At 71.2% G+C, this 16,725-nt stretch carries 15 protein-coding genes; 7 read left to right on the top strand and 8 right to left on the bottom strand.

Annotation, left to right across the window (positions count from 1 at the left end; genetic code table 11):
* The first annotated feature begins 20 nt into the window (after nucleotides 1–20).
* From OG385_RS06035 to OG385_RS06025, 3 genes are all read left to right on the top strand, one after another.
* Nucleotides 21–1,634, top strand: coding sequence for an iron ABC transporter permease (locus OG385_RS06035; protein ID WP_266860663.1), 1,614 nt, complete (start codon nucleotides 21–23; stop codon nucleotides 1,632–1,634).
* The gene (locus OG385_RS06030) at nucleotides 1,634–2,665 is read left to right on the top strand and encodes an ABC transporter ATP-binding protein (protein ID WP_266852493.1); all 1,032 of its coding nucleotides are present in this window, start codon (nucleotides 1,634–1,636) and stop codon (nucleotides 2,663–2,665) included. The genes OG385_RS06035 and OG385_RS06030 overlap by 1 nt, the downstream gene beginning before the upstream one ends.
* A 144-nt stretch (nucleotides 2,666–2,809) precedes the next feature.
* On the top strand, nucleotides 2,810–3,289 hold the full coding sequence (locus OG385_RS06025) for an SRPBCC domain-containing protein (protein ID WP_266852491.1): 480 nt from the start codon (nucleotides 2,810–2,812) through the stop codon (nucleotides 3,287–3,289).
* A 9-nt stretch (nucleotides 3,290–3,298) separates the two neighbouring features.
* Here the strand turns inward: OG385_RS06025 and OG385_RS06020 are convergent, their stop codons facing one another.
* The 5 genes from OG385_RS06020 to OG385_RS06000 all read right to left on the bottom strand — a co-directional run bounded on the left by OG385_RS06020 (nucleotide 3,299) and on the right by OG385_RS06000 (nucleotide 8,383).
* A complete protein-coding gene (locus OG385_RS06020) occupies nucleotides 3,299–4,405 on the bottom strand; it encodes an LOG family protein (protein WP_266852489.1) in 1,107 nt (368 codons plus the stop codon).
* Nucleotides 4,406–4,459: 54 nt separating this feature from the next.
* A complete protein-coding gene (locus OG385_RS06015) occupies nucleotides 4,460–5,557 on the bottom strand; it encodes a hypothetical protein (protein ID WP_266852487.1) in 1,098 nt (365 codons plus the stop codon).
* The gene (locus OG385_RS06010) at nucleotides 5,539–6,276 is read right to left on the bottom strand and encodes an ABC transporter ATP-binding protein (RefSeq protein ID WP_266852485.1); all 738 of its coding nucleotides are present in this window, start codon (nucleotides 6,274–6,276) and stop codon (nucleotides 5,539–5,541) included. Before OG385_RS06010 ends, OG385_RS06015 begins: the two co-directional genes overlap by 19 nt.
* Before the next feature lie 239 nt (nucleotides 6,277–6,515).
* Complete coding sequence (locus OG385_RS06005; protein WP_266852483.1) at nucleotides 6,516–7,877, bottom strand: aspartate aminotransferase family protein; 1,362 nt, start codon at nucleotides 7,875–7,877, stop codon at nucleotides 6,516–6,518.
* Between the two features lie 2 nt (nucleotides 7,878–7,879).
* The gene (locus tag OG385_RS06000; RefSeq protein ID WP_266852481.1) at nucleotides 7,880–8,383 is read right to left on the bottom strand and encodes an Lrp/AsnC family transcriptional regulator; all 504 of its coding nucleotides are present in this window, start codon (nucleotides 8,381–8,383) and stop codon (nucleotides 7,880–7,882) included.
* Between the two features lie 262 nt (nucleotides 8,384–8,645).
* Here OG385_RS06000 and OG385_RS05995 point away from each other — a divergent pair, with 262 nt between their 5' ends.
* Together OG385_RS05995 and OG385_RS05990 are read left to right on the top strand one after the other, a co-directional pair.
* Nucleotides 8,646–10,085 (top strand): gamma-aminobutyraldehyde dehydrogenase, encoded by a 1,440-nt coding sequence (locus tag OG385_RS05995; RefSeq protein WP_266852479.1) that lies wholly within the window; start codon nucleotides 8,646–8,648, stop codon nucleotides 10,083–10,085.
* 196 nt (nucleotides 10,086–10,281) lie between these two features.
* Nucleotides 10,282–11,460 carry a PotD/PotF family extracellular solute-binding protein gene (locus tag OG385_RS05990; RefSeq protein ID WP_266852477.1) on the top strand — a complete coding sequence of 393 codons (1,179 nt, stop codon included), beginning with the start codon at nucleotides 10,282–10,284 and terminating at the stop codon, nucleotides 11,458–11,460.
* A gap of 108 nt (nucleotides 11,461–11,568) precedes the next feature.
* Here OG385_RS05990 and OG385_RS05985 read toward each other — a convergent pair whose 3' ends face one another.
* Both OG385_RS05985 and OG385_RS05980 read right to left on the bottom strand, forming a co-directional pair.
* Entirely contained in the window at nucleotides 11,569–12,267 is a 699-nt protein-coding gene (locus tag OG385_RS05985) for a glycerophosphodiester phosphodiesterase (RefSeq protein ID WP_266852475.1), read from the bottom strand.
* Nucleotides 12,268–12,300: 33 nt separating this feature from the next.
* Nucleotides 12,301–13,326, bottom strand: a complete 1,026-nt coding sequence (locus OG385_RS05980) for an adenosine deaminase (RefSeq protein ID WP_266852473.1) — start codon at nucleotides 13,324–13,326, stop codon at nucleotides 12,301–12,303.
* Between the two features lie 108 nt (nucleotides 13,327–13,434).
* On the opposite strand from OG385_RS05980, the gene OG385_RS05975 reads away from it, so the two are divergent.
* Nucleotides 13,435–14,286, top strand: a complete 852-nt coding sequence (locus OG385_RS05975) for a DUF4190 domain-containing protein (RefSeq protein WP_266852471.1) — start codon at nucleotides 13,435–13,437, stop codon at nucleotides 14,284–14,286.
* A gap of 189 nt (nucleotides 14,287–14,475) precedes the next feature.
* Here the strand turns inward: OG385_RS05975 and OG385_RS05970 are convergent, their stop codons facing one another.
* Nucleotides 14,476–15,036 (bottom strand): NADAR family protein, encoded by a 561-nt coding sequence (locus OG385_RS05970; protein WP_266852469.1) that lies wholly within the window; start codon nucleotides 15,034–15,036, stop codon nucleotides 14,476–14,478.
* Nucleotides 15,037–15,212: 176 nt separating this feature from the next.
* Here OG385_RS05970 and OG385_RS05965 point away from each other — a divergent pair, with 176 nt between their 5' ends.
* Nucleotides 15,213–16,718: a gamma-aminobutyraldehyde dehydrogenase gene (locus tag OG385_RS05965; RefSeq protein ID WP_266860661.1), complete on the top strand. Its 1,506-nt coding sequence runs from the start codon at nucleotides 15,213–15,215 to the stop codon at nucleotides 16,716–16,718.
* Nucleotides 16,719–16,725: the final 7 nt, after the last annotated feature.

The following is a 16,725-nucleotide window of genomic DNA, read 5'->3' as shown; positions in this document are numbered from 1 at the left end:
CGGCGGTGCGGCTCGCGTTGATGGCCGTGCCCTTCGCGTTCTTCGCGGTCTTCTTCGCGTACCCGGTGACAGCCATCGTCGGCCGCGGCCTCAAGGCGGGCGGCAGCTGGCAGTTCGGGCGGATCGGCGAGGTGCTGAGCCAGCCCGACATCCTGCATGTCCTGTGGTTCACCACCTGGCAGGCGTGCGCGTCCACCGGGCTGACGCTGCTGATCGCGCTCCCGGGCGCGTATGTCTTCGCCCGCTTCGACTTCCCCGGCAAGCAGTTGTTGCGCGCGGTGGCGACGGTGCCCTTCGTGCTGCCCACCGTCGTCGTCGGGACGGCGTTCCTCGCCCTGCTCGGGCGCGGTGGGCTGCTCGACGAGCTGTGGGGCGTACGCCTGGACACGACCGTCTGGGCGATCCTGCTCGCGCATGTCTTCTTCAACTACGCGGTGGTCGTACGGACCGTGGGCGGCCTCTGGTCGCAGCTCGACCCGCGTCAGGAGGAGGCCGCGCGGGTGCTCGGCGCCTCCCGGTTCGCCGCCTGGCGGCGGGTGACCCTGCCGGCGCTGACGCCTGCGGTGGCCGCGGCCTCACTGATGGTCTTCCTCTTCACCTTCACCTCCTTCGGTGTGGTGCAGATCCTCGGCGGACCCACCTTCTCCACGCTGGAGGTGGAGATCTACCGGGAGACCGCCGAACTGCTCGACCTGCCGACGGCGGCCGTGCTGACGCTGGTGCAGTTCGCCGCGGTCGGAGCGATCCTGGCGCTGCACGCCTGGACCGTGCGGCGCCGGGAGACCGCGCTGAGCCTGGTGGACCCGGCGCAGACCTCGCGACGTCCGCGGGGCGCGGGCCAGTGGGCGCTGGTCGGCGGGGTGCTCGCGGTGATCGCCGTACTGATCCTGCTGCCCCTCGGGGTCCTGGTCGCGCGTTCGCTGGACGGCCCCGGCGGCTACGGCTTCACGTTCTACCGGGCGCTCCAGTCGCAGGGGGCCGGCGGCGGTACGTTCCTGGTTCCGCCGGTCGACGCGATCTGGAACTCCGTGCAGTACGCCCTGGCCGCGACCGGGATCGCCCTGGTTGTCGGCGGACTCGCGGCCGCGGCGCTCACCCGGCGGGCGGGACGGCTGGTGCGCGGGTTCGACGCCCTGCTGATGCTCCCGCTCGGGGTGTCCGCGGTCACCGTCGGCTTCGGGTTCCTGATCACCCTCGACAAGCCGCCACTGGATCTGCGGTCGTCCTGGATCCTGGTGCCGCTGGCCCAGGCGCTGGTGGGCGTGCCCTTCGTCGTACGGACGATGCTGCCGGTGCTGCGCGCGGTGGACGGGCGGCTGCGGGAGGCCGCGGCGGTACTCGGCGCCTCGCCGCTGCGGGCCTGGCGCGAGGTGGACCTGCCGATGGTGCGGCGGGCGCTGCTGGTCGCCGCCGGGTTCGCGTTCGCCGTGTCACTGGGCGAGTTCGGGGCGACGGTCTTCATCGCCAGGCCCGACAACCCGACGCTCCCGGTGGCGGTGGCACGGCTGCTGGGGCGGGCCGGTGAGCTCAACTACGGGCAGGCGATGGCGCTTTCCACGATTCTGATGCTGGTGTGCGCCGTGTCGCTGCTGGTGCTCGAACGCATTCGTACCGACCGCTCTGGAGAGTTCTGATGCTGCAACTGGACGGTGTGACGGTCCGCTTCGGGCAGCGGGTGGCGCTGGACGCGGTGGATCTGACGGTCGCCGAGCACGAGACGGTCTGTGTGCTCGGCCCCAGCGGAAGCGGCAAGTCGACGCTGCTGCGGGTGGTGGCGGGTCTCCAGCCCGCTTCCGCCGGGCGGGTACTGCTGGACGGGGCGGAGCAGAGCGGGGTGCCGGTGCACCGGCGCGGTGTCGGCCTGATGTTCCAGGACCACCAGCTCTTTCCGCAGCGTGACGTCGCGAGCAATGTGGCCTTCGGGTTGCGGATGCGCTCCGTACCCCGGGCCGAACAGGCCGACCGGGTCGAGGAGTTGCTGAAGCTGGTCGGTCTGCCCGGCGCCGGGCGGCGGGCGGTGGGCGCGCTCTCCGGCGGGGAGCAGCAGCGCGTCGCGCTCGCCCGGGCGCTGGCCCCGCGCCCCAAACTGCTGATGCTCGACGAGCCGCTCGGCCAGCTCGACCGCAGCCTGCGCGAGCGACTCGTCGTGGAACTGCGCGGGCTTTTCGGCCGGCTGGGTACGACCGTGCTCGCCGTCACCCATGACCAGGGTGAGGCCTTCGCGCTGGCCGACCGGGTCGTGGTGATGCGGGACGGGCGGATCGCCCAGGCCGGCACCCCGCTGGAGGTCTGGCAGCGGCCGGCTTCGGAGTTCGTCGCGCGGTTCCTCGGCTTCGACAACGTGGTGGCCGCGACGGTCACCGGCCGGGCGGCCGACACCCCCTGGGGCAAGATTCCGGTGCCGGAGGGAACTCCGCAGGGGGAGGGCCGGCTGCTGGTGCGGCCCGGCGGTGTGCGGTTCGCGGCGCCGCAGGAGGGGCTGCGCTGCACGGTGGAGGCGCGCACGTTCCGGGGCAGCCACGTGGCCGTACTCCTCAGCCCGGAGCACGGACCGCAGCTGGAGGCCGAGTGTCCGCTGCTGACGGCGCCCGGCGTGGGTGAGACGGTGGGCGCGGTCTTCGAGGCGGCGGATGTGGTCCTGCTGGCCGCACAGGACCAGGACTGAGGGCCCGTCCGGGGCGTCTCATCCGCGGCGCTCACCGGGCCGGGTGTTCCGGCGGCACAGCTCCGGCAGGACAGCTCCGGCCGCCCGGGAGAACATCTGAGTGACCTCCGAAGGCGAGGACACCATGGGCACTGGAAGGACACCATGAGCACCGAGAAGAACACCGCGGGCGGGGCGGCCGACGGCATCACCATCACCCGCGTCCTGGACGCACCGCGCGAGCAGGCCTTCCGGGCCTGGACCACGCCCGAGCAGTTCGCCGCCTGGTACGGCGGTGACGCGGAGGCCCCCATCGACCGGGTCACCATGGACGTCCGCCCCGGCGGCAAATGGAGCCTGGTGCTGGTCGTGCCGGATCACGGCGAGATGCCGTTCCACGGCGTCTACCGCGAGATCGGCGCCCCCGAGCGGCTGGTCCTCACCCTGAAGGACGCGGGAGCGCCCGAGGACGTCGAGGGCGAGATCGTCACTGTCACCTTCGCCGATCTGGGCGGCCGGACCGAGATGGTCTTCCACCAGGGCGGCGGCAACCTCAGCGCGGAGCAGTACCAGAACGCGCGAGGCGGCTGGGAGATCTTCTTCGACTCCCTCGCCCAGGTGCTGGCCGGGCCGGACAGGGGCTGAACCCCGGCGTCAGAAGCCCATCCGGGCCAGGGCTTCGGGCGCCTCGTCCACCGTGTCGACCAGAGCGATACGGGACTCCATCGCCCGGCCCTTCGCCAGCGCCCGGAGCAGCGGCCAGGCAGGCAGTTCCGAGGTCCAGTGGGCGCGGTCCACCAGGACCATCGGGGACGGTTCGCCGCGCGATCCGTAGTAGTTCGGGGTCGCGTTGTCGAAGATCTCCTGGACGGTCCCGGCCGCGCCGGGCAGGAAGACGACGCCCGCGGTCGAGCGGGCCAGCAGGCCGTCCTCGCGGGTGGCGTTGGCGAAGTACTTGGCGATGTGCCCGGCGAAGGCGTTCGGCGGCTCATGGCCGTAGAACCAGGTGGGGATGCCCACCGAGTCCCCACCGTCCGGCCAGCGGCCGCGCACCTCGAAGGCCGCGCTCGCCCACTCGGAGACGGACGGGCTGAACGACGGTGTCTTGCCCAGGAGTTCGAGCGCCTCGTCCAGCATTCCGTCGCGGAAGGGCGCGGCGTACGCTCCGAGGTTGGCGGCCTCCATGGCACCGGGGCCGCCGCCGGTGGCGACGGTCAGACCGGTGCGGGCGAGCGTACGGCCCAGCCGTGCCGCCCCCGCGTACTCCGCCGTGCCGCGGGCCATGGCGTGGCCGCCCATCACGCCCACCACCCGGGCGCTGTCGAGGTGTTCGTCGAGCGCGTCCGAGATCGCGTCGTCATGGATGGAGCGCAGCATCGACGCGAATATGTCGCCGTTGTTCGCGGTCCGCCGGAACCAGGCGTACGCGCGGGCGTCCGGGGTGTCCTCGTACCGGCCGTCGGACAGGCCCGCGAACAGTTCGTCCGCCGAGTACAGCAGCCCGCGGTACGGGGCGAAGGGCAGGCCGGGGACCGGCGGGAAGACGAGTGCGCCCGCCGCGCCCACCGCGGACTCGGCCTCGGGGTGCATGGGACAGCCCAGGAAGACGGCGCCCGATGTGTCCGCGGAGAGCAGCGCGTCGGTGCGGTCCGTCAGGTCGACGGCCTGGACGCGGCAGCCGCCGAGGGGGCCCCGGGCGACGGCCCGGTCGAACTCGTCCAGCGTCTCGATCTCGCGGTCACGCTCAGGTGTGGTGGGCATCCGGTCATCGTAGGGGGGCGGCCCTGCCCCCTCTCACCGGGACAGGGTCCGCCTTCACCGGGACAGGGGCGTCGCGGCGAGCACCGCGACCCCCCAGGTCACCGGGGTGAACACCGCCAGCAGGACGGCCGGGCGCAGCACGGCGGCCGACCGCAGCACCCCCGCCGGGGCGCATCCGCGCAGCAGGGCAGCCGTCGTGGCCGCGCGGTCCTGCCGGGCCTCGACGGCGGCGCTGAGCAGGGTGGCGGCCGAGCAGGCCACGACGAGCGCGGCGCCCAGCAGGGTCAGCGGACCCGCGAGCCGGGTGCCCGCACCGTGCAGCGCGGAAGCGGCGACGATCCCCGAGGCCACCGCGCAGCACACGCCGAGCGGCCGGCCGATCCGGTGGGCTTCCGCCTGGAGCACCCGGCCCGCGAGGAGGCGCACCACCCCGGGCCGTACGGACTGCAGGAGCAGCCCGCACACCTGGGTCAGGGCGGGGGCCACGACGGCGAGCCCCAGCGCGGTCAGGGACCAGCCGGCCGCCAGGACCGCCGAGCTGCCACCGAAACGGCCGGACAGCTCGTGGCCCCCTGCCCGGCTGCGTCCGTACGCCTCGGCCGCCAGCCCCGCAGCGACCAGCACCACGCCCCGGGCCAGCCCCCGCGGGGCGGTGCCCTCCCGGACGGGCCTGCGGTGCCGCACGGCCCAGGCGCTGCACACGGCGGCGGCGATGGGGGCCGACGCCAGCAGGAGCAGAGCCGCCGGCATCGGGAGCGGGCCGGCCGCTCCCGGCAGCCGGGCGGCGCCGCCGTGCAGATGGAGGAAGAGCAGCAGCGCCGCCCCGCTGCCCAGAGCGCAGGTGAGCGCGGCGGACACTGCTGAGAGCACGGCGCGCCCGGCAGGGCCGAGCCCCGCGGCCGTGGCCCCGTCGCTCGGGCGGATGCTCGGATCGGTGCGGGCCACCGCCGCCGCGAGACGCACCGTCGCCGCCAGCGGGACCAGGCAGCAGAGCAGCCGCAGTCCGGCGCCGGACGGCCGCGCCGGGTGCCCCACCGCGTAATCGAGCACACGGAGCAGCAGCAGCCCGACACCGGCCGAGGCCACCGCGACCAGCAGTCTCCGCAGCAGGACGAGCGGTCCGGAGCCGCGGGCTAGACGGAGAGCGAGCACGCGGAGCGCCCCTCGTCACTGGTCGCGCCCATGCCGCTGAGCGATGCGGTGCGGCGGCCGTCCTTGAGCAGGACCGTGCGGTCGGCGCAGGCGGCGACCTCGGGGTCATGGGTGGCGAGCACCGCGGTGATCCCGTGCGAACGGGCCGCGGTGACGAGCATGCGCAGCAGCTGGGTGCCCTCCGCGCCGTGCAGGACGGCCGTGGGCTCGTCGGCGAAGAGCACCGCGGGCCCTGCGGCCAGCGCGCGGGCGACGGCCACCCGCTGGCGCTGTGCCTGGAGCAGGGCGTGCGGGCGCTTGCCGGCGTACGGCCCCAGGTCGAGGCGGTCCAGCCACTGGAGGGCCGTCTGCTTCGCGGCGCGTTGCGAAGCGCCGTTCAGCAGCAGCGGCAGGGCCGTGTTCTCCCAGACCGTCAGTTCGGGTACGAGCCGGGGTTCGGGGTCGATCCAGCCGAACCGGGTGACCCGCAGCCGCTCGCGTGCCACCCGGCCCAGGGTGTGCACGGGGCTGCTGTTGAACCACACCTCGCCCTGCTGCGGGACGAGCTGGCCCGAGAGGCAGCGCAGCAGCGTGGTCTTGCCGCTGCCGCGCGGGCCGAGCACCGCGAGGATCTCCGCGTCACGCACACCGAGCGAGACACCGGTGATCGCGGGCGAGCCGCTGTGGGAGTAGTGCGCGGAGCGCGCCCAGAGCACGTCGTTGTCCGGTGGGGCCACCATGGCGAGCACACCTCGGTTCAGATCTGATGTCGGTTCCCGCACGAAAAACGGCGGGCGGAGCCGATAGGTCACTGGGCACCGTAGGGACTCGGGACCGGGGTGTGCGGACAGCACGCGGCCCGGCGGCACCCGTATCCACTCGTACGGGTGCGGCCGGGCCGCGGTGTCACACGGGGTCTTCCGTCCGGATCAGCCGGCCAGGGAGCGGGGTGATCCGGACGGAAGGGGCCGGTGCGGGGTCAGATCTTCGCCCAGGCCTCGGTGAGGACCGTGCGCAGGATCGACTCGATCTCGTCGAACGTCGACTGGTCGGAGATCAGCGGCGGCGCGAGCTGGACGACCGGGTCGCCGCGGTCGTCGGCCCGGCAGTACAGACCGGCCTCGTACAGGCCCTTGGAGACGGCGTTGTAGAGGATGCGCTCGGTCTCGTCCTCGTTGAAGGTCTCCTTGGTCGCCTTGTCCTTGACCAGTTCGATGCCGTAGAAGAAGCCGTTGCCGCGGACGTCGCCGACGATCGGCAGGTCGTTCAGCTTCTGCAGCGTCGAGTAGAAGGCACCCTCGTTGTCGAGGACGTGCTGGTTGAGGCCCTCACGCTCGAAGATGTCGAGGTTGGCGATGCCGACGGCGGCCGAGACCGGGTGCCCACCGAACGTGTAGCCGTGCAGGAAGGTGTTGCCGTCGCGGTAGAACGGCTCGGCCAGCCGGTCGGAGATGATGCACGCGCCTATCGGGGAGTAGCCCGACGTCATGCCCTTGGCGCAGGTGATCATGTCCGGCACGTAGTCGAACTTGTCGCACGCGAACATCGTGCCGAGGCGGCCGAAGGCGCAGATGACCTCGTCGGAGACGAGCAGCACGTTGTACTTGTCGCAGATCTCGCGCACGCGCTGGAAGTAGCCGGGCGGCGGCGGGAAGCAGCCACCGGCGTTCTGCACCGGCTCCAGGAAGACGGCGGCGACCGTCTCGGGGCCCTCGAAGAGGATCTCCTGCTCGATCTGGTCGGCGGCCCAGCGGCCGTACGCCACCGGGTCGTCGCCGTGGATCGGGGCGCGGTAGATGTTGGTGTTGGGGACCTTGTGCGCACCGGGGACCAGCGGCTCGAAGGGGGCCTTCAGGCCGGGCAGCCCGGTGATGGACAGGGCGCCCGCCGGGGTGCCGTGGTAGGCGACCGCGCGGGAGATGACCTTGTACTTCTGGTGGTTGCCGGTGAGCTTGTGGTACTGCTTCGCCAGCTTCCAGGCGGTCTCGACGGCCTCGCCGCCGCCCGTGGTGAAGAAGACCTTGTTGAGGTCGCCGGGCGCGTAGTTCGCGAGGCGCTCGGCCAGCTCGACGGCCTTCGGGTGGGCGTACGACCAGATCGGGAAGAAGGCCAGCTCCTGCGCCTGCTTGTACGCGGTCTCCGCCAGCTCGTGGCGGCCGTGGCCGGCGTTGACCACGAACAGGCCGGAGAGGCCGTCGAGGTAGCGCTTGCCCTTGTCGTCGTAGATGTAGGTGCCCTCGCCACGCACGATGGTGGGAACGGGCGCGTTCTCGTACGACGACATGTCCGTGAAGTGCATCCACAGGTGGTCGTACGCGGTCTGGCTCAGGTCCTTGCTCATGACTATCGGGTGCCCCACTGGTAGGTCTGTTTTTTCAGCTTGAGGTAGACGAAGCTCTCGGTCGCCCGCACGCCAGGGAGCGCGCGGATCCGCTTGTTGATCAGTTCGAGCAGGTGGTTGTCGTCCTCGCAGACGACCTCCACCATGAGGTCGAAGGAGCCCGCGGTCATCACCACGTAGTCGACCTCGTTCATGGTGGCCAGCGCGTCGGCCACCGGGTCGAGGTCGCCCTCGACCGTGATGCCGACCATCGCCTGCCGCCGGAACCCCACGGTGAGCGGGTCGGTGACGGCGACGATCTGCATGACGCCCTGGTCCTGGAGTTTCTGCACTCGCTGGCGGACCGCCGCCTCGGAGAGGCCGACGGCCTTCCCGATCGCGGCGTAGGGCCGCCGGCCGTCCTGCTGGAGCTGTTCGATGATCGCCAGGGAGACGGCGTCGATCGGAGGGGTGCCGTTCCCGTTTCTGGAATCTGCGCTGCGACTGGCCACGCCCACACTGTGCATGAGGTCTCGCCCGTCATGCAAGCCCCAGAGCGATGTAATTCGTTGTCGAAACCCATTTTGGGAACTGAATCCGAAGTTCCGAGTGCCTGGGTATGTCGAAAGCGTCGTCCTTGCGATTAGGGTGGTGTCTCACCCATCGGGACACCCTTCGGAACATCCACCGGGCATCCAGTCGGGCATCAACCGGACATCGACCGGGCACCATCCGTGGGGCCAGGACCATCAGGCTCTATCCATCGGGCATCGGAGAGGGAGAACCACTGTGACCACCGAGCTGCGCCGGCTGCGTAACTACATCAACGGGGAGTTCCGGGACGCCGCTGACGGCCGGACCATCGACGTGGTCAACCCGGCCACGGGCGAGGTCTACGCGACCTCCCCGCTCTCGGGACAGGCGGATGTCGACGCCGCCATGGAGGCCGCGGCCGCGGCGTTCCCCGCCTGGCGCGACTCCACGCCTTCGGAGCGCCAGCGCGTACTGCTGAAGATCGCCGACGCCTTCGAGGAGCGGGCCGAGGACCTGATCGCGGCCGAGAGCGAGAACACGGGCAAGCCGCTCGGGCTGACCCGCACCGAGGAAATCCCGCCGATGGTGGACCAGATCCGCTTCTTCGCGGGCGCCGCACGGCTCCTGGAAGGCCGCTCGGCCGGTGAGTACATGGAGGGGCTGACCTCCATCGTCCGGCGCGAGCCGGTCGGTGTCTGCGCCCAGGTCGCGCCGTGGAACTACCCGATGATGATGGCCGTGTGGAAGTTCGCCCCGGCGCTCGCCGCGGGCAACACCGTCGTCCTCAAGCCCTCCGACACCACGCCCGCCTCCACGGTGCTGATGGCCGAGATCATCGGGGCCGTCGCACCCAAGGGCATCTTCAACGTCGTCTGCGGCGACCGTGACACCGGCCGCACGATGGTCGAGCACAACGTGCCCGCGATGGCCTCCATCACCGGGTCGGTACGGGCCGGCGTGCAGGTCGCCGAGTCCGCGGCCAAGGACGTCAAGCGGGTCCACCTGGAGCTGGGCGGCAAGGCCCCCGTCGTCGTCTTCGAGGACGCGGACATCGCGAAGGCCGTCGAGGACATCTCGGTCGCGGGGTACTTCAACGCCGGGCAGGACTGTACGGCGGCCACCCGGGTGCTGGTCCACGCCTCGGTCCACGACGAGTTCGTCACGGCGCTCGCCAAGGCCGCGGCCGACACGAAGACCGGACAGCCGGACGACGATGACGTGCTGTACGGGCCGCTCAACAACGCCAACCAGCTGGCCCAGGTCAGCGGCTTCATCGACCGGCTGCCCGCACACGCCAAGGTCGAGGCCGGCGGCCACCGGGTCGGCGACCGGGGGTACTTCTACGCCCCGACCGTCGTGTCCGGCCTGAAGCAGGACGACGAGATCATCCAGCAGGAGGTCTTCGGCCCGGTCATCACCGTGCAGTCGTTCCAGGACGAGGCGGAGGCCCTCGCACACGCCAACGGCGTGGAGTACGCGCTGGCTTCCTCGGTGTGGACCAAGGACCACGCCCGCGCCATGCGGATGTCCAAGAACCTCGACTTCGGCTGTGTGTGGATCAACACCCACATCCCGCTCGTCGCCGAGATGCCGCACGGCGGGTTCAAGAAGTCCGGCTACGGCAAGGACCTCTCGGCCTACGGCTTCGAGGACTACACGCGCATCAAGCACGTGATGACGTCGCTGGACGGCTGAACACCCCCGTTTCCACCGCCTGTTCCGCCGCTGTTCCGTCCCTTTCGCGCCGCCCCCGTACGGTCCGCCGTACGGGGGCGGCGTGCGTCCGTACGTCCCTCGGGCGCCGGGCCCCGACAAGGTGTCGCGGCCGGGGCCGGTGCTCCGTACGCAGCGTCCATTGCCCGCCGCCGCTGCCGGAGGTGAAGGTGGGCGCATGGCAGATCTTGGTGTTTCCCGGCGTTCCCTCCTCCGTGGTTCCGGCGCGGTGGGCGCGCTGGCCGCGCTCACCGGATGCGGGGTCCCCGCGGCGTATGTGAAGCCGGGGGAGCGGGCGGGACGCGACACATCGGCGCAGGACAGGAGCCTGGTCTTCGCCAACTGGCCGCTCTACATCGACACCGACGACCACGATCCGTCCAAGCGGCCCACGCTGGACACCTTCGAGAAGCGGACCGGGATCAAGGTCACCTACACCGAGGAGATCAACGACAACGACGAGTTCTTCGGGAAGATCAGCCCGGCGCTGATGAACCACCAGCAGACCGGCCGGGACCTGATCGTCATCAGCGACTGGATGGCCGCCCGGTTCGTGCGGCTCGGCTGGGTCGAGGAGATGGACCGGGCCAAGCAGCCGAACGTCGCCAAGTACCTCGACCCGCAGCTTCGCTCACCCGCTTTCGACAAGGGGCGCAAGCAGAGCGTGCCCTGGCAGTCCGGGATCACCGGCATCGCGTACAACCGGCGCAAGGTCGGCCACGAGATCAAGCACCTGAGCGACCTCTGGGCCCCCGACCTGCGCGGCAAGGTCACCCTGTTCTCCGGGCTCGACGAGGCGTTCGCCCTGCTCATGCAGGGCAACGGCGCCGACATCACCCGCTGGACCGCCCATGACTTCGACACCATGTGCGACCAGGTCGAGAAGCTCGTACGGCAGAAGCAGATCCGGCGCTTCACCGGCAACGACTACATCAAGGACCTGTCCACCGGCGATGTGCTCGCCTGCCAGGCGTACTCGGGCGATGTGATCCAGCTCCAGGCCGACAGCCCGGACATCGAGTTCGTGGTGCCCGAGGAGGGCGGCGAGCTGTGGGCGGAGTCCATGATGATCCCCAACCTCGCGCGTCACAAAGCCAATGCCGAGAAGCTGATCGACTACTACTACGAGCCCGCGGTGGCGGCGAAGCTGGCCGCCTGGGTCAACTACGTGTGCCCGGTCCCCGCCGCACGCGAGGTGCTGGCCTCGTCGAAGGACAAGGAACTGGCGGACCTCGCCGAGGACCCGCTGATCTTCCCCGACGACAAGATGCGCAAGCGCCTCGCCATCGCCCGGGACCTCACATCGGCGGAGCGGGTCAAGTACGCGAAGCGCTGGAACGAGATCGTGGGTCTGTAGGCGGCCCCTTCAGGTCGCAGGGGGTTCGCACGTGGTGCGGCGGCCGCTCCCGGAACGTACGGCCCGGGCATCGCCAGTACGGTGCGCCGGGAGAGGGTTCCGTAGGGGTCAGGGCCGCCCGGTGCGCGTCCGGCGGCGGACCGTGCGGAGGGCGTCGATGCGGTTGGTGGTGATCGAATCGACGCCGAAGCCGATCAGCCGGCGCATCGACCGCCCGGTGTCCGGGGTCCACGCGGAGACCAGCAGCCCGTCGCGGTGTACGCGCTCGCAGAGTTCCGGACTCAGCAGCCCGAAGCGGTAGTTGAGCCAGCGGGGCTTCACCGTGTCGAGCAGGGCGGGACGCGGCGGGGTGAGCGTCGTCCAGGTCATGGCGATCTCGGCGGCCGGGTCCGCCTCGCGCACGGCCAGCATGGTGGAGGGCCCCGCGCAGTAGTACGTACGGTCGCCCGCCCCGCACTCGTGGACCACACCGACGACCGCGCGCACCGCCTCCGGAGTGGCGCCCGGCAGATCGATCATGAGGCGGTGGCTGCCGACCGCCATCAGCGCTTCGCGGAGCGTCGGCACCCTGCCGGCCGTCAGCCCCCGCAGCTCGTCCGCCGTGACCCGGGCGAGCGGCCGATCGTGGCCCCACAGCCGCTCCAGGGTCGCGTCGTGCAGCAGGACCGGCACACCGTCCCGGGTCAGCCGGACGTCGATCTCCACCGCGTCGGCGCCCCGTTCGAGCGCCGAGCGGACGGACGGCAGGGTGTTCTCACGGAAGAGGTAGGGATCGCCGCGATGACCCACGGCAGTGACGGTACGCATGGGGTCATCCTCGCCGACCGCCGCCGCGGGCGGCTACCGGGCGAGCCACTCCGCGGTGTACGAGTCGATCTCGGCGACCAGCTTCGCCTTGCCCGGCGCGTCGAGGAACGACGCCGTGACGGCGTTCTTCGCGAGCTCGGCGGTGCCGCGCTCGTCCAGCCCGAGCAGGCGGGCCGCGACCAGGTACTCGTTGTTGAGATCGGTGCCGAACATCGGCGGGTCGTCGCTGTTGATGGTCACCAGCACCCCGGCGTCCACCATCTCCTTGAGCGGGTGCTCATCGAGGGTGCGGACGGCCCGGGTCGCGATGTTGGAGGTCGGGCAGACCTCCAGCGCGATGCCCTGTTCTGCCAGGTGGGCGAGGAGCTTCGGGTCCTGGACCGAGCTGGTGCCGTGGCCGATGCGCTCGGCGCCCAGGTGGTGCAGCGCGTCCCAGACGGTCTCCGGGCCGGTCGTCTCACCGGCGTGCGGCACCGAGTGCAGTCCGGCCGCGCGGGCCCGGTCGAAGTAGGGCTTGAACTGCGGGCGGGCCACACCGATCTCGGGACCGCCGAGCCCGAAGGAGACAAGCCCCTCGGGACGCAGATCGAGTGCGAGCCGGGTCGTCTCGGCCGCCGAGTCGAGTCCGGCCTCGCCCGGGATGTCGAAGCACCAGCGCAGCACGGTGCCGAGTTCGGCCTCGGCCGCCTTGCGGGCGTCCTCGATCGCCTCCATGAAGGCCTGCTCGGGGATGCCCCGGCGGGTGGAGGAGAACGGGGTGATGGTCAGCTCCGCGTACCGGATGTTCTGGCGGGCCATGTCCCGTGCGACCTCGAAGGTCAGCAGCCGTACGTCCTCGGGGGTGCGGATCAGGTCCACCACCGAGAGGTAGACCTGGATGAAGTGCCCGAAGTCAGTGAAGGTGAAGTAGTCGGCGAGCGCCTCGGGGTCCGCCGGAACTATGGAGTCCGGGTGGCGCGCGGCGAGTTCGGCGACGATGCGGGGCGACGCGGACCCGACATGGTGCACATGCAGTTCCGCCTTGGGCAGTCCCGCGATGAAGGGGCGCAGGTCGGGCATCGAGGTCCTCCGGGTACGGCGAGTTCTGCTGGTCGGAGAACATCGTAGGCGGGGAACCGTGCCTCGCACACAGGCTCTAGCATGACGAGCTGAGGATGGGGGAGGCCCATGTCAGACAACGCACCACGCCCTTCGGGGGACCCCGAGCCGCCGAGAGACCCATGGGCGCCGCCCGGGCCGAAAGTGCCGCTGGACAAGCAGACGGACCAGCCGAAGGCGCCGAGCAGCCCGGTGCACGATCAGCAGACAGTCACGGACCTGCCGGGGGCCGGGGGCATCGGACAACCCGGCTCCGTGCAGCCGGCTCCAGGGCAGCAGACGCCGGGCCCGCACATCCCGGGGCAGCAGGGACCCGGCCAGTTCGGCTCCGGTCAGCAGAGCGCCGGGCAGCAGGCGCCGGGCCCGGGGCCGCAGGGCTCCGTGCCTCCGGGGTTCGCGCCGCCCGGATATCCGCCCCCCGGATCCGTACCGCCCCCGCCGGTCGCGCCGAACGGGCCGGGGCAGGGTGCCCCCGGGCTGTACGGCTACCCGTCCTATCCGGGTGCCGCGCCCGGCCCGCAGGGACCCGCCGCCTATGGCTACCCCGGGTACCCGGGGTACGGCGGACAGGGCGGCTGGAACACCATGCAACAGGCCCCCGCCAACGGTTACGGGGTGGCCGCGCTGGTGCTCGGCATCCTCAGCGTGGTCATCTTCTGCGCCTGGGGACTCGGCATCATCCTGGGGACGCTCGCCCTGATCTTCGGCATCCTCGGCCGCAAGCGGGCCAACCGCGGTGAGGCGAACAACGGGGGGATGGCGCTCGCCGGGATCATCCTGGGACCCATCGGCATCGTGGTCAGCGCCGCATTTCTCAGCGTGGTGATCTGGGGCATCTCGCAGAGCCCGCACACCACCCCCGACTACGGCAGCGACGGCAGCACCTACCCGAGCTCGCTGATCGTCGGCGCCGACCACTGAGGCCTGGTCACTGAGGCCTGGCCACTGACACACGGCCACCGGGACCTGGTCACGGAGACACAGGGGTCACGGAGACACGGGGTACTGAAGATCTGTCCCGGGCGGCCCCACTCGCCCGGGCAGCGCCGACGGCGGCACGCAGCCCCGCTGCCGGCCGGCAGCCCGCAGCGTCAGGCACAGGCCGCGCCGTCAGCCCGCAGCGACGGCCGTACGCAGCCGCTCCCTGGCGTCCATCAGCGCGAACCCCAGCAGATTGAGCCCGCGCCAGCGGTCCGGCTGCCCGGCCCGCTCGTCGTCCGCCGCGAGCCCTATGCCCCACACCCGGTCCATCGGGCTGGCCTCGACCAGCACCCGGTCCCCGGTGGCCAGCAGAAACTCGCGCAGCGCCGCGTCCGCGCCGAACTTGTGCACGCTGCCCTCGACCACGATCCCGTACCGCTCGCGCTGCCATGTCCCGTCGTCGAAACCGCGCACCAGCCGCCCCGCCTTCTTGGCCAGTGCGGGGTTCGTCGCCGTCAGCGCGGCCTGCTCCGCCTCCGCGTCGCCGAAGAGCCGTGCCTTGGCCGCCATCATCCAGTGCTCGGCCGTGGCATACCGCACGCCGTCGACCACGAAGGGTGACGGCCACCACTGGCTCAGACAGCTCGGCCCGATGCTGCCGTCCCGCCGCGCGGTGTGCCCCCAGAAGTGCAGGAACTTGATCCGCTCCCCGTTGGCCGCCTGCCTGGCCAGCGCCTCGATGCGTTCCATGCACGGGAGTCTGGCAGCCGCCACTGACACTCCGTCGTGGATTTTCCGGCCCACGCGACACATGGTCGACCGATTCCGTTGCGTAACCAAAAGGAAACAACGGAATCACTTGTTGATGAACTATCGCTCTGCCAGGATCGGCACTCAATTCGAGCTTGAGCTACGGAGAGAGCACGATGGTCAACAGCTTCCAGGTGCGGGACCGCTTCGCGGCCGGCGCACAGTACATCGACGGGCAGCTGCGCCCCGGTACCTCAGGGCGGACCCAGGACGTCGTGAACCCCGCCACCGGTGAGGTGGTCCTCAGCTACGCCCTCGCAGGCACCGCCGATGTCGACGCCGCAGTCGCCGCGGCCCGCGCGGCCTTCCCCGGCTGGTCCGGCGCCACCCCGGGAGAGCGCTCCGACGCGCTGCACCGCTTCGCGGCCGTTCTCGCCGAGCGCGCCGAGGAGTTCGCGTACGCGGAGTCCCTCCAGTGCGGCAAGCCGATCAAGCTGAGCCGCGAGTTCGACGTGCCGGGCACCGTCGACAACGCCTCCTTCTTCGCGGGCGCCGCCCGCCACCTCCAGGGCCAGTCGGCCGGTGAGTACAGCGGCGACCACACCTCGTACGTCCGCCGCGAGGCGATCGGCGTCGTCGGCTCCATCGCCCCCTGGAACTACCCGCTCCAGATGGCCGCCTGGAAGGTCCTCCCGGCCATCGCTGCGGGCAACACCATCGTGCTGAAGCCCGCCGAGATCACCCCGCTCACCTCGCTGATGTTCGCGCAGGCCGCGACCGAAGCGGGCATCCCCGACGGGGTCGTCAACATCGTCAACGGCCTCGGCGCCGAGGCGGGCGAACACCTGGTGGGCCACCCGGACGTGGTCATGACCTCGTTCACCGGATCGACGCCGGTCGGCAAGCGCGTCGCCGAGATCGCCACCGCGACCGTCAAGCGGATCCACCTCGAACTCGGCGGCAAGGCCCCCTTCCTGGTCTTCGACGACGCCGATCTGGAAGCCGCCGTGCACGGCGCGGTCGCGGGCTCGCTCATCAACACCGGCCAGGACTGCACGGCCGCCACCCGCGCCTATGTCCAGCGCCCGCTGTACGACGCCTTCGTCGAGGGCGTCGCCGAACTGATGGGCACCCTCCGCCTCGGCGACCCCTTCGACGAGTCGACCGACATCGGCCCGCTGATCAGCTACGCCCAGCGCGACCGGGTCGCGGCCTTCGTGGACCGGGCCAGGGACACCGCGCGCGTGGTCACCGGCGGCCGGGCGCCCGAGAACGACGGCGCCTACTACCTGCCGACCCTGATCGCCGACGCCGCCCAGGACAGCGAGATCGTCCAGGCCGAGATCTTCGGCCCGGTCCTGGTCGTCCTGCCCTTCGACTCCGACGACGAGGGCATCGCCCTCGCCAACGACACCCCCTACGGACTGGCCTCGTCCGCCTGGACCCGGGACGTCTTCCGGGCGAACCGGGCGACCCGCGAGATCCAGGCCGGCTGCGTGTGGGTCAACGACCACATTCCGATCATCAGCGAGATGCCGCACGGCGGTTACAAGGCAAGCGGCTTCGGCAAGGACATGTCCGTGTACTCGTTCGAGGAGTACACACAGGTCAAGCACGTCATGTACGACAACACCGCGGTGGCCCGCAAGGACTGGCACCGCACGATCTTCGGGGACCGATAAAGAAAGG

This window comes from Streptomyces sp. NBC_01306 (assembly GCF_026340465.1).
In the GTDB taxonomy this organism is placed as follows: Bacteria; Actinomycetota; Actinomycetes; order Streptomycetales; family Streptomycetaceae; genus Streptomyces.
This window is presented reverse-complemented; position numbering and strand designations above follow the sequence as displayed.